The 12389-nt window shown below is 42.8% G+C and carries 12 protein-coding genes and 1 pseudogene; 9 read left to right on the top strand and 4 right to left on the bottom strand.

The annotated features are described in order from the left end of the window. The first annotated feature begins 202 nt into the window (after positions 1-202). The 9 genes and pseudogenes from DPV92_RS03485 to DPV92_RS03520 all read left to right on the top strand — a co-directional run bounded on the left by DPV92_RS03485 (position 203) and on the right by DPV92_RS03520 (position 8388). Positions 203-2107: an FTR1 family iron permease gene (locus DPV92_RS03485; RefSeq protein WP_111353702.1), complete on the top strand. Its 1905-nt coding sequence runs from the start codon at positions 203-205 to the stop codon at positions 2105-2107. Between the two features lie 101 nt (positions 2108-2208). Next, a complete protein-coding gene (locus DPV92_RS03490) occupies positions 2209-2730 on the top strand; it encodes an iron transporter (RefSeq protein ID WP_111353703.1) in 522 nt (173 codons plus the stop codon). 140 nt (positions 2731-2870) lie between these two features. Further along, a complete protein-coding gene (locus tag DPV92_RS03495; RefSeq protein WP_111353704.1) occupies positions 2871-4283 on the top strand; it encodes a Fe-S-containing protein in 1413 nt (470 codons plus the stop codon). Further along, positions 4283-4862 (top strand): annotated as a pseudogene (locus DPV92_RS10035) (ABC transporter permease); the annotation flags it as partial. The gene DPV92_RS03495 and the pseudogene DPV92_RS10035, both read left to right, overlap by 1 nt. Positions 4863-4987: 125 nt before the next feature. Next, the gene (locus DPV92_RS10040) at positions 4988-5641 is read left to right on the top strand and encodes an ABC transporter permease (RefSeq protein ID WP_404810738.1); all 654 of its coding nucleotides are present in this window, start codon (positions 4988-4990) and stop codon (positions 5639-5641) included. Further along, entirely contained in the window at positions 5628-6794 is a 1167-nt protein-coding gene (locus DPV92_RS03505) for an ABC transporter permease (protein ID WP_192574171.1), read from the top strand. Before DPV92_RS10040 ends, DPV92_RS03505 begins: the two co-directional genes overlap by 14 nt. Positions 6795-6929: 135 nt before the next feature. Further along, on the top strand, positions 6930-7595 hold the full coding sequence (locus DPV92_RS03510; protein ID WP_111353706.1) for an ABC transporter ATP-binding protein: 666 nt from the start codon (positions 6930-6932) through the stop codon (positions 7593-7595). Between the two features lies 1 nt (position 7596). Continuing rightward, positions 7597-8076: a TlpA family protein disulfide reductase gene (locus DPV92_RS03515; protein WP_111353707.1), complete on the top strand. Its 480-nt coding sequence runs from the start codon at positions 7597-7599 to the stop codon at positions 8074-8076. Between the two features lie 3 nt (positions 8077-8079). After that, positions 8080-8388, top strand: a complete 309-nt coding sequence (locus tag DPV92_RS03520; protein WP_111353708.1) for a c-type cytochrome — start codon at positions 8080-8082, stop codon at positions 8386-8388. 15 nt (positions 8389-8403) lie between these two features. Here the strand turns inward: DPV92_RS03520 and xthA are convergent, their stop codons facing one another. The 4 genes from xthA to yfbV form a co-directional block, all read right to left on the bottom strand. Beyond that, a complete protein-coding gene (gene xthA, locus DPV92_RS03525; RefSeq protein ID WP_111353709.1) occupies positions 8404-9207 on the bottom strand; it encodes an exodeoxyribonuclease III in 804 nt (267 codons plus the stop codon). Positions 9208-9295: 88 nt separating this feature from the next. Beyond that, on the bottom strand, positions 9296-10669 hold the full coding sequence (locus DPV92_RS03530) for a Na+/H+ antiporter family protein (protein WP_111353710.1): 1374 nt from the start codon (positions 10667-10669) through the stop codon (positions 9296-9298). Between the two features lie 41 nt (positions 10670-10710). Continuing rightward, complete coding sequence (gene ttcA, locus DPV92_RS03535) at positions 10711-11649, bottom strand: tRNA 2-thiocytidine(32) synthetase TtcA (RefSeq protein ID WP_111353711.1); 939 nt, start codon at positions 11647-11649, stop codon at positions 10711-10713. 75 nt (positions 11650-11724) lie between these two features. Next, complete coding sequence (gene yfbV, locus DPV92_RS03540; protein ID WP_111353712.1) at positions 11725-12168, bottom strand: terminus macrodomain insulation protein YfbV; 444 nt, start codon at positions 12166-12168, stop codon at positions 11725-11727. Positions 12169-12389: the final 221 nt, after the last annotated feature.

Below are 12389 nucleotides of genomic sequence, written 5' to 3' on the forward strand. Positions count from 1 at the left end.
GCATATCCATCCATATTTTATAAAATATAAAGCGTTAAATTTTTTTATGATGAATGAAAGGGAAAATAAAGAATTGGTTAGAGGGAGTATGTTTTGATGAGATAGAGTAAATTTTCATAAAATACCTCTAATCTCCCCTTGCTCTTTCCTAAGAGAAGAGGATAATAGCAAACTAAGAATTAGTTTCATTTGGAAGTGATCTATGCATCATTTTATTCGCTACATTATTTTTTCTCTCATTTTGGGATTATCTCAATCTCTTTTCGCCCAAGACAACTACCAACAATGGGTATCCGACATCACTAATCGTCTCAACAATACCGAGCAACTGCTCAAAGAGAACAAAATTGATGATGCTAAAACCGAAGTACAGATGGCGTATTTTGAGGTGTTTGAGAATTTAGAAGGCCCGATTCGCATTAACTTTTCGGCTCAAAAAAGTTACCAAATGGAAGCCACTTTTGGTGAAATTCGCAAAATGATTGGCGAAGGCAAACCGATGAGCGAAATTCGAGCAAAGCTCGAAGGGCTAAAAAAGGAATTGCAGGAAGTGTTGCCTTCTTTGATTGAAGGACACCAACTCAACGCCGATGGGCAGCATGGGGTTTACGATAATGCAGAAATCAAACCTTACTGGCAACAAAGCTTCAAAACTATTGACAATTTAGTTGCTCAAGCTATTACTTACTACGAAAACGGTGATTTTGCCAACGCGAAAAAATCCTTCCAACAAGCGCAATACGACGGCTACAAAAATTCTGAAATGGAAATGTCGGTGCGAACCAACCGTTCATCTGAGATTTCATCTGCCATCAATCAACAATTCTACAATTTGATCCGTTTGAGTGAACAACCCGATCAAATGACGGAAATCGCCTATCAAAGCACGCAACTTTTGCAAGATATTGAAGAACAGCTGCCAAATTTACCGACTACACGTGAAGAACAAAACATGCAAGCGGTGCAATCTGGTACGCAGACTGTAAATGACGCAGCCGATCAAGACTGGGCGAAAATCAGCGCAGAAATTAATCAACGCATTCAACAAGCCATTGATTTATACAATCAAGGAGATGCGAAAAAAGCGATGCTTTTCGTGCAAGATACCTATTTTGACGTGTTCGAAAATTTGGGAATGGAAAACAAAGTTGGCTCGCGTGATAGCAATTTCAAAGCTGAACTCGAAGGCTATTTTACCCGCTTAGTCAGCCTAATGAAAGCAGGGCAAGGCGATAAATTGCAAGATCAAGCGGTCGGTTTAAGCCAAAATCTTGCAAAAGCCGTTGATATGCTGCAAGGTGGCGAACAAAGCGACTTGTCGATGTTCCTTTATAGCCTACTCATTATTTTACGTGAAGGCTTGGAAGCCTTGCTTATCGTGGCAGCAATCGTGGCTTATATGGTGAAAAACAATCATCACGACAAATTACCTGTCATTCGCCAATCGGTTTACGTGGCGTTGTCTGCCAGCGTGGTGACTGCGTTTATCTTCCAACTGATTTTTGAAAATTCAGGGCAAAATCGCGAATTGCTCGAAGGTTTCACGATGATCATCGCCGTGTTTATGCTGTTTAGTATGAGCTACTGGCTACTCTCCAAAGTGGAAGCTCAAAACTGGAAACGCTACCTTGAAGGGAAACTTTCTACCGCACTCACCGCAGGTTCGCTATTTGGCTTATGGCTTACCAGCTTCCTTGCTGTCTATCGCGAAGGGGCGGAAACCGTATTGTTCTACTATGCCTTAGTGGGCGATGCGAAAAGCTCGGTCAGTTTATTTTATCTTTTCGCAGGCTTCATCACAGGGGCGGTTCTACTCGCGATTTGCTACTTCATTATGCGTTATGGCGTGGTAAAATTGCCGCTCAAACCGTTCTTTATGTTCACAGGTTCGTTTATGTATTTAATGGCGTTTGTATTTGCAGGTAAATCCGTGCTTGAGCTTATTGAAGGCAAATTATTTGAACCAACATTAGTCAACGGCGTCCCAGAAATTTCGTGGCTTGGTATTTACCCTTACGTCGAAACCCTTGTACCACAAGTGATTTTAATCATCGCAGCAATTTTTGCGTTGTTTGTGATGAAATATCAAAGCAAAAAAGCTGCATAACGTAGGGTGGGCATTTCTGCCCACCATTAACACCGTGTTGATTTTTATCGGTGGGCAAGAATGCTCACCCTACATTTAAAACCACTCTCAGGAGAGAAACTATGAAAAAAGTACTTTTTGCTACAACATTACTCGCTGGAATGTTTGCTGCTTCATCTGCGAATGCTTTCCAAGAATATCCAATAGGTGAAGCTGTGACGATGAACGAACTGGAAATCGCTGCAGTTTACTTAAAACCAATCGATATGGAACCACGTGGAATGGGCTTACCAGCAGCGAAATCTGACATTCACTTAGAAGCCGACATCCACGCTGTAAAAGGTAATAAAAACGGTTTCGGCGAAGGCGAATGGATGCCATACTTAACCATCAACTATACTTTAGTGAACACTGACACAGGTGCGAAACAAGAGGGTACCTTTATGCCGATGGTAGCAGGCGACGGTCCACACTATGGCGCGAACGTGAAAATGATGGGCGTGGGTAACTACAAATTAACTTACCACATCGACCCACCATCAAAAGCAGGTATGCACCGCCACACCGACGAAGAAACTGGCGTAGGTCGCTGGTGGAAACCGTTTGATGTGAGTTATGAGTTTAAATTTACAGGTTTGAAATAACTTTTAGACCGTGGGTAAGTATACCCACGGTTAAGCATAGTTATTCCTCTTTAGGAAACCAGCAATATCTACCCCAAAGGGGTAGAATTATGCTTAACCTAGGGTAACTTGTTACCCTAGGCGTTTACAAACAGTATTCTATGACCTACTTCTTCATCTTCCTACTCCAATCCTTATTGCCAATTTCGCTTTTACTCGGGGCTTCATGGGCAATCAAAAAAGGCACGATTTTCCCTAAAACACTGATCTGGCTCAGCCTGTTCGGCTTGGCTTGTGGCGTTGTCTTGCGGTTAAATCTGCCGAACGGACAAGTGCAGAACCTGATTCTTACCCTTGGCTTTTTAATCGCATTTTTTCTTTTTGCGATCTGCCAATGGCTTCCATCTGCAAAACTTGCGGGCTTTTGGCAATTTGCGTTAATGCTCATCGCAGGTGCAACGTGGGCGAAAGATCCGAATATCACCGCACTTAGCAACACCGATGTCATTAACACCGATTTTATTTTGAACCTAAGTGCAGTCATTTCTGGGATGATTTTCTGCTTTGCAGCTTCGGCTTGGCTTTATTTTTTACTTAAACAGCAACAAAAAACACAAGGCAAATCTACCGCACTTTTAGCCTTGAACTTTTTGCTTTTTATCGCCTTAATTTTACCGCTTGTGGCTGAATTATTGCTCACGCTGATGAAACTACAGCTTGTCGAACTCACCAAACCACGACTCAGTTTTGTCGCAAAATCGGGCGAAATCACCGTATGGCTGAATACGATTTGTGTGGTTTTAATGGCGATAATTTTGGCTATCTTTACTATTCAAACCCATGTTAAACGCCTAAAACACGCCAATACAGAAAGCGATCCAATTGAAAAACGCAAAAAACTCGCCTTGGTGCAGATTTCCAAACGCTTAATCGGCTGGGGTGCTTTCGGGCTTTTATTGATAGGCGTAAGTCAGCTTTATTGGGAAAAAGTAGCATCACAACCACCGCAACTTTCCGAAGCTATGCCTGTACAACTCAATGAAAAAGACGAAGTGCATTTAGCCCTTGAACCACTTAAAGATGGCAAATTACACCGTTTTGTGTGGATTGCCGACGACGGCAAAGCGGTGCGATTTTTTATCATCAACCGTCAACCAAACAAAGTGAGTATGGCGGCAGTGTTTGATGCTTGCTTGCTCTGTGGCGATCAAGGTTACGTGATGCAAGGCAACCAAGTGGTGTGCGTGGGCTGCGGCGTGCATATGTTCATTCCATCCATCGGCAAACCGGGTGGATGCAACCCTGTGCCGATTGAAGATTGGCAACAAACCGACAGCGAAATCATTATTTCTCGCAAAAGTTTGGAAGATGGCTTGAATTTGTTCAGCACCATCGTGGAAATTGATGTGCAAGATCCGATTAGTGGCACGAAACTCAAAAATACTAAAACGGAGTTCAAATATAGCCACGAAGGGCACACTTATTTCTTCGAGAACGAAAAAAATCTCGATCAATTCCGTGACGACCCTGAAAAATATCTCGGTGGCAAAGAGAACGAGAATAAGGGGGACTAATGCTGGCAAGAATGTTATTTCAATCTTGGCGGTTCAGCTTAAAACGCAAATTGCTTGCCATTATCACGATTTTCTTAGCAGCAGGCTTGGTATCTGCACTACTTGCAGTTTCCATTGATATTGGCGACAAAATGGCGAAAGAGCTGAAATCTTACGGCGCGAATATTTTGGTAGAGCCTGCCAGCAATGCCGCCTTGCCCGATGAATTGAGCCATAGTAGTTCACTTTCCAGCCAAGATTTTCTGGATGAAAAAGAACTGCCCAATATCAAAGATATTTTCTGGAGAAACAATATTGTTGGCTTCGCCCCGCTGCTTTCTGCCAACGTGCAAGCGGTTAAATTCGCGGACTATTCTGCAAATTCACCTAAAAAATCGACCGCTCTTTCAGCAAAAACTATTAACGTGTTGGGTACGTTTTTCGATCACCAAATCGCCATTCCCGATGAAGATGATTACCATACAGGGCAGCGCATTATCAGCCCATTCTGGAAAGTGAACGGCGAATGGGTAGATGACTTCAGCGGTGAGTTTGGCGAGTTCATCCCTGCCTTGGCAGGCGAACAACTTGCCAAGGCGAACGGCTGGCAAATTGGCGATAAATTAACGCTCAGTTACACTAACGAGAATAATGAAACGCAGAAAAGATCTGTGGGAATCAAAGGCATTTTAAGCACTGGCGGCTCAGAAGATAATCAACTCGTGATGCCATTAAACCCTGTACAAACCTTGCTCGGTTTGGAAGGCAAAGTGCAATCCGTTCGTGTTTCTGCGCTCACCGTGCCTGAAAACGATCTTTCTCGTAAAGCACGTGTCAATACGGATGCCTTAGATGCGGAAGAATATGACCGCTGGTATTGCACGGCTTATGTCTCCTCCATTTCGCACCAGTTGGAAGAAGCGATTTCAGGGGCAATCGTTCGCCCGATTTGGCAAGTGGCGGCATCGGAAGGCGTAGTGATTGGCAAAATCCAGCTCTTGCTTGCGGTGGTGACTGTGGCTGCGTTAATCGCAGCGGCAATGGGGATCGCATCGTTGATGAGTGCAGGCATTATCGAGCGTTCCAAAGAGATTGGCTTGATGAAAGCACTTGGTGCTTATCAGTGGCAAATCACGCTGCTGTTTTATTGCGAAGCGGTGCTCAGTGCGTTGGTTGGTGGCGTGCTTGGCTGTATTGCTGGTTGGGGCTTGGCAAAATTTATCGGTTCTTCATTGTTCGGTACACCACTGGATTTCGCTTGGATTGTTGTACCTTGCGTGTTGGTGCTTTCAATGCTGATTGCCGTGATTGGCACCTGGTTCCCTGCTCATAAAATCGCAAAACTTTACCCTGTGGAGGTGCTCTATGGTAGAGCATAAAAAAGCAGACAATAAAGTAGCAAATAGCAGTATGTTTTGGCGATTGATTTTCCGTGCTCTACGCCTTCGCTTGCAACGCGTGTTGATTATTTTCACTGCACTCACCGTGGGGGCGAGTATCGTGACGGCGATGGCGGCGGTTTACTTCGACATCAACACCAAAATGAGCCAAGAACTCCGAACCTTCGGGGCAAATTTCTATATTGGTTCAGCCGACGGCGGAATGATCAACGAAACTGAACTCAACGCCATTTTGCAAAATGTCCCGAACGATTTAGTGACCGCATCTAGCCCTTATCTTTACGGCGTGGTGCGTAGCGATTTGGAAAAAATTGTGCTGATGGGCGTGAATTTCGATGCGATGCGAACTCTGGCCCCTTATTGGCAAATCACAGGCTCGGCAATCAACGTGAACTTTGATGACCGAAACGCAATGATCGGCAAAACCCTTGCCGAACGGTTGCATTTAAAAGTGGGCGACAGCATTCAACTTTCCAAAAATGCCGTCGAAAAACACCGCTTCACCATCAAAGCTATTGTGGAAGCGGGTGATGCTACCGACAATATGTTGCTAGTCAATCTCGCCTTTGCCCAAAATTGGCTGGAAAAAGAAGGCTTGGCGAATAATGCGTTGCTGAACGTGAAAAATGAGCAAGGTGCAAACCAAGCGGAGCAATTCGCTGAACAAATTATGCAACAACACCCTGATTTAACCGCTCGTCCAATCCGTAAAGTCTCCGCTTCCGAAGGGCAGATTTTGGATAAAATCAAAGGCTTAATGGGCTTGATTTCACTGGTGATTTTGGTGCTTGCAACCCTTTGCGTAAACACCACGCTGATTGCGATTGTGGGCGAACGTGCCAAAGAGTTCGCGCTTCAAAAATCCTTGGGGGCGAAAAAATCGGACATTATTCACCAAATCAGCACCGAGATTTTTATCATCGCAAGCGGTGCAATTATTACCGGGCTTTGCTTAGGCTATTTGCTTGCCCAAGTGCTCGGCTTGATGGTGTTTAAATCCTACATTGATATGCGCTTGCCTGTGCTGCCTATTACGATTGTGTTGTCGTTATTGGTAGCCTTCGTGGCGGTGATTATTCCAACGCGCAGAGCGTTGAATATTAATATGGCGAATGTTTTAAAAGGTGAATGACTTTTACGCCTAGGGTAACAAGTTACCCTAGGTTAGGCATAATTCAACCCCTTTGGGGTTGGTAGTTAGAAATACCCCAAAGGGGTATAACTATGCGTAACTGTGGGTATACTTACCCACGGCAAAAGGAATAGTATGACCAACTTTGTAATCGAAACCCAACATTTATACAAACGCTTCGGGCAGGTAACCGCCCTTGAAGACATCAACATCCAAATCAAACAAGGCGAATTTGTTACCATTATGGGCGCATCTGGCTCAGGAAAAACCACGCTGATGAACATTCTCACTGGCTTAGACACTGCAAGCGAGGGCAAGGTGATTTTAGACGGAGTAGATGCCGCCCAACTGGACGAAATCGGTCGCCAGCGTTTCCGAGCGGAAAAAATTGGCTTAGTGTTCCAACAATTCCACTTAATTCCCTACTTAACCGCACTCGAAAATGTGATGCTCGCTCAGCATTATCACAGTGTGATTGATGAAGAAGCTGCCAAAGCCGTGCTTGAACAAGTGGGGCTTGGGCACCGTATTGATCACCGTCCAAGCCAACTGTCAGGCGGTGAGCAACAACGGGTTTGCATCGCCCGTGCCTTGGTCAATCAACCACCTGTGATTTTTGCGGATGAACCGACGGGGAATTTGGATGAAAAAAATGAAACATTGGTGCTCGATCTGCTTACAGAGCTTAACAAGCAAGGGCGAACCATCGTGATGGTGACGCATAATCCAGAACTTGGCAAACTCACCAACCGCACTATTTATCTGCAACACGGCAGATTTTTAAAAGAAGAGAGAAATTAAAATGATGACAAAAACCTTATTCAAACTGAGTTTACTTGCGATTGTTTTTGGTATTACCGCTTGCAAAGAAGAAAGTGCAGTAATTGGTCAAGCCGCTCCTAAGATTGCGGCTTATGATTTGCAAGGCAATTCTGTGAAATTAGAGGATTGGCAAGGCACCCGCTTACTCACTTTTTGGTCGGAAACCTGTGGGTATTGCATTATGGAGCTAAAAATGTTCGAGAAAATGGCTGATGCTCATCCAAACAGGGTGCAACTGATTGCAATCAACGTCGATGGCGAAAAAGCAGATACTCAAGCGGTCGTAAATAAACAAAAACTTACATTGCCTGTCGTGAAAGATCAGCTGAAAATTACAGCCGAACGCTATCACCTTGTTGGCACACCGACCACTTATGTTATTGATGCAAAAGGCAATATTACCGCCAAATATGAAGGTAAGATTCCCGATGCGGATTTGGAGAAGTTATTTAAAGGATAGTGTATGAAATACGCTAAATGGATGTTGGCTATTTTGCTTGGCAATTTGAGTTTTTCTGCTTGGGCTGATATGGATATAACTCCAGCTGAAAAACTTTACCGCCGTTCTTGTGCCACTTGCCACGGTAGAACCGCAGAAAAACCAGCGATGGGGAAATCTAAAATCATTAATCAAATGAGCCAAGAAGAGATTTTAAATGCTTTAATGGATCGTAAAAATGGCAAAGTAAATGGCGGTGGTAACACCGCCAAACAGAAATTGAGCGATGAAGAAGTTAAGATTTTAGCGGCGTATTTAGCTAAAAAGCCTTAATCATTCATTTAATGATTACTTAAACACCGCCCAAACAGGAGAATGATCTGAAGGTTTTTCCATCGCACGGATTTCCAAATCAATGCCTGTTTCTACACAGCGTTCCGCCAATGGTTTTGAGGCAAGCACTAAGTCAATGCGTAAACCGCGGTTGTCATCAAAGCCTTTTGAACGGTAATCAAACCACGAGAATTTGTCATCTGCTTCTGGGTGCATTGCTCGGAATGTATCAACCAATCCGTAGCTTTGCAAACGCCCTAACCATTCGCGTTCTTCTGGTAGAAATGAGCATTTTCCATCACGTAACCAACGTTTACGGTTTGGTTCACCAATGCCAATATCTAAATCAGTTGGACTAATATTCATATCGCCCATAATCACGATTGGATTTTCAGGTTTCAATTCTGTTTCTAAATAATTTTGGAGATCTGCGTAGAATTTTTCTTTTGCTGGGAATTTAGTTTCATGCTTGCGGTTCTCGCCTTGAGGGAAATAGCCGTTTAATACTGTAAGCACGCCAAATTCAGTCTCAATATCCGCCATAATCATTCGTTTTTGTGCATCTTCGCTATCAGTTGGAAAACCTTTACGCACCGCAAGCGGTTGTTTTTTGGTTAAAAGTGCCACGCCGTAGTGTCCTTTTTGCCCATGGTGGAAAACGTGGTAGCCTAAGTGATTGATTAAGTCATAAGGGAAATCTTCATCTGAAACTTTGATTTCTTGTAAGCCAATAATATCAGGTTGGTGTTTTTCGATAATGGCTTCAAGTTGATGCGGTCTAGCACGTAAGCCATTGATATTAAAAGAGATAAATTTCATAAATAGCCTTTTTCGGAATATTTTTATATATTGAACGAAATAAAAGGGCGTGTGCAACACGCCCCAGTAAATGATTGCATTATAATAATTACAACGTCATTGCCGCAATCCAACCAAACACTAACAATGGAATGTTAAAGTGTAAGAAAGTTGGTACAACCGAATCCCAAATGTGGTCGTGTTTGCCATCAGCATTTAAGCCTGATGTTGGGCCAAGAGTGGAATCTGATGCGGGTGAACCCGCATCGCCAAGTGCGGCGGCTACGCCCACGATAGACATCGTTGCAAGCGGTGAAAAACCGAAAGCCACACACAAAGGCACATAGATAGAGGTAATAATTGGTACGGTTGAGAAAGAAGAACCGATGCCCATAGTGATAAACAAACCAACAACCAACATTAAGAATGCGGCTAAACCTTTACTATCAATTGAACCACGTAAACCTTCGACCAATTCGGCAACACCACCTGTTGAATTCACCACGCTTGCATAGCCAGATGCGGCAATCATCACAAAGCCAATCATTGCCATTAAGCGTAAGCCATCTTGGAAGATGTCGTTGGATTGTTTAAGTCTAAATACGCCACCTAAAGCAAAAATCACTAAGCCAACTAAACCGCCAATAATGGTCGAATTTGTGGCTAATTGTGTCGAACAGGTTGCTATAATAGCAAAAATGCTTAACCAGATATGGAATGGTTTTACGTGTGTAACACGCTCTGCAATATCATCCGCATTTTTTTCTTGCACTTCCGCATAAGTACGTGGTTTACGATAAGAGACCAAGAAGGCAAAGAGCAAGCCTAAAATCATCCCCAATACAGGCACGAACATTGCTTTAGTCATATCCGAAGTAGTTGCGACTAAACCAAATTGCGAGCCTACATTATTGATATTTTTCACCAAAATGCTTTCTATAAAGATCTGCCCGAAACCTGCTGGAATCAACATATAAGTTGCGGTTAAACCGAAAGTTAATCCACAAGCCACCGCACGGCGGTCGATTTTAAGCTGGTTCATCACACCTAACAGCGGTGGCACCACAATCGGGATAAACGCAATATGGATCGGGATCAAGTTTTGAGATGAAATCGCAAAGGCAGTCAATACAAACAAAATGATGTATTTAAACCAAAATACGGAGCGACCAGATGGGCGTTTGCCAAAATGCGAAATCACTTTGTAAGCCAATAAATCGGTTACGCCTGATTTAGATAAAGCAACCGCAAACGCACCGAGCACGGCATAGTTCATCGCGGTTTCTGCACCTCCTCCTAAACCACCTGTAAAGCTACCGATGGTCTTCTCTAATGCTTGGAAAAGCGTGGCATTTTCGACACCGTAATTGCCGATAACCCCGCAAACCAAGGCTGCAATAATAAGTGAAATGACCACGTTAATTCGCATCAAACTTAATGCGAGTAATACAATGATCGAAATCACGACTTCGTTAGAAAACATGAAGCCTCCTTTTCGTAAATGTTTGCAAATTATGTTAAAGATTAAACTGCTTTAAATTGGATTAACCCTTCTTGTGCAAATTCGTGATCGTCTTCATCCATGACCGCACCCACAGGAATTGCTGGCATCTCTTCCTTATCAAAGGCAAGGTCGCCTTCTATGCCTTCAATCACTTGCCCGTGTTTGATATTTTTGAAATCAAATAAATTCGGATCGCAAAGGTGCGATGGTGTGACATTTTGCAAGGCACTGAACATCGTTTCAATTCGTCCAGGGTATTGACGATCCCACATTTGCAACATCTCTTTAATCACTTGGCGTTGCAGGTTAGGTTGCGAGCCGCATAAGTTACACGGAATAATCGGGAACTGTTTCGCTTCCGCGTATTTTTCGATGTCCTTCTCTTTGCAGTAAGCTAACGGACGAATCACAATTTGCTTGCCATCATCACTAATTAGCTTTGGTGGCATTGACTTTAATTTACCACCATAAAACATGTTTAGGAAGAGGGTTTCGAGCATATCATCGCGGTGATGCCCTAATGCAATTTTGGTTGCTCCAAGTTCAGTTGCAGTGCGATATAAAATCCCACGACGTAAACGCGAGCAGAGCGAGCATGTAGTTTTGCCCTCTGGAATTTTTTCTTTTACGATGCCGTAAGTATTTTCTTCCACGATTTTATATTCCACGCCGATGCTTTCTAGGTATTCAGGCAAAATATGTTCTGGGAAACCAGGTTGTTTTTGGTCTAAATTTACCGCCACCACATCAAAATGGATTGGGGCGTTGAGCTTCAAATTAAGCAGAATATCCAAGAGAGTATAGCTGTCTTTTCCGCCAGAAAGGCAGACCATTACTTTATCGCCCTCTTCAATCATATTGAAATCGGCAATGGCATTACCTACATTGCGGCGTAAACGTTTTTGCAGTTTGTTAAGGTTGTAGGTTTGTTTTTTTTCTTTGTCGGTTTGTGTTGTCATAAAAATTATTCTGTCAAAATAAAGAAAACGGCACAAGCCAAGAAATTGGCTAGTGCCATCCAAAAATTGGGGGAATTATAACTCATCAAAGTATTTATTGCCCCACGTTTTTTCTGCAAGTTGCAATAAATTTGCAAAATCCTGATAGGTCGGCACCGATTGCACGGGGCAAGCGGTTAATTTTACCTTTTCATTTACTAATTTCTGACGCAGCTCTTCATACCAACCCATTAAATGCAAAGGAAGTGGCGATTTTGACCGCTTGCCGAGAAAATATAAACCTTGATAGGGAATACTTACCGCAAAAAGGGCGGTAATTACCGAATTTACCAAAATTGATTGGCTAGGGTCTTTAAAAAAGTATTGCCACAAAATTGTAAAGCAAGCAAAAGCGGGCATCCACTTGCCTGAAAATTTAATAATCTGAATAAGGCGGTAATCGATCATAAACACGTTTAATTTCTTTTGTTGAGGATAGGTGTTTAGATAGCGTTGTCCTGATTGGAGTGTTTCGATCATAGTTTTGAATCTAAATATTGTAATGATGTTTCTTAGTAACCTTAATTGCAGGAAATGACAAGTGAAATTTACATTAATTTACAATAATGTCGTTGAACAGAAAATTAAGCTAGACATATAATATTTGGAAAATATATTCATATATATGTAAAAAATGAAATATTTCTTCACGAATAGTAGGTTTTAAAAGCAATCGGCTATTTTTGACAAAAAACTTAAGA

Origin of the sequence: Pseudohaemophilus paraphrohaemolyticus (genome assembly GCF_003253115.1) — a bacterium.
In the GTDB taxonomy this organism is placed as follows: Bacteria; Pseudomonadota; Gammaproteobacteria; order Enterobacterales; family Pasteurellaceae; genus Haemophilus_A; species Haemophilus_A paraphrohaemolyticus_A.

What these genes read in the sequence shown, in the direction of transcription:
- DPV92_RS03485 (WP_111353702.1), top strand. Translation starts at nt 203, where the DNA reads ATGCATCATTTTATTCGCTACATTATTTTTTCTCTCATTTTGGGATTA.
- DPV92_RS03490 (WP_111353703.1), top strand. Translation starts at nt 2,209, where the DNA reads ATGAAAAAAGTACTTTTTGCTACAACATTACTCGCTGGAATGTTTGCT.
- DPV92_RS03495 (WP_111353704.1), top strand. Translation starts at nt 2,871, where the DNA reads ATGACCTACTTCTTCATCTTCCTACTCCAATCCTTATTGCCAATTTCG.
- DPV92_RS10040 (WP_404810738.1), top strand. Translation starts at nt 4,988, where the DNA reads ATGCCATTAAACCCTGTACAAACCTTGCTCGGTTTGGAAGGCAAAGTG.
- DPV92_RS03505 (WP_192574171.1), top strand. Translation starts at nt 5,628, where the DNA reads ATGGTAGAGCATAAAAAAGCAGACAATAAAGTAGCAAATAGCAGTATG.
- DPV92_RS03510 (WP_111353706.1), top strand. Translation starts at nt 6,930, where the DNA reads ATGACCAACTTTGTAATCGAAACCCAACATTTATACAAACGCTTCGGG.
- DPV92_RS03515 (WP_111353707.1), top strand. Translation starts at nt 7,597, where the DNA reads ATGATGACAAAAACCTTATTCAAACTGAGTTTACTTGCGATTGTTTTT.
- DPV92_RS03520 (WP_111353708.1), top strand. Translation starts at nt 8,080, where the DNA reads ATGAAATACGCTAAATGGATGTTGGCTATTTTGCTTGGCAATTTGAGT.
- xthA (WP_111353709.1), bottom strand. Translation starts at nt 9,207, where the DNA reads ATGAAATTTATCTCTTTTAATATCAATGGCTTACGTGCTAGACCGCAT.
- DPV92_RS03530 (WP_111353710.1), bottom strand. Translation starts at nt 10,669, where the DNA reads ATGTTTTCTAACGAAGTCGTGATTTCGATCATTGTATTACTCGCATTA.
- ttcA (WP_111353711.1), bottom strand. Translation starts at nt 11,649, where the DNA reads ATGACAACACAAACCGACAAAGAAAAAAAACAAACCTACAACCTTAAC.
- yfbV (WP_111353712.1), bottom strand. Translation starts at nt 12,168, where the DNA reads ATGATCGAAACACTCCAATCAGGACAACGCTATCTAAACACCTATCCT.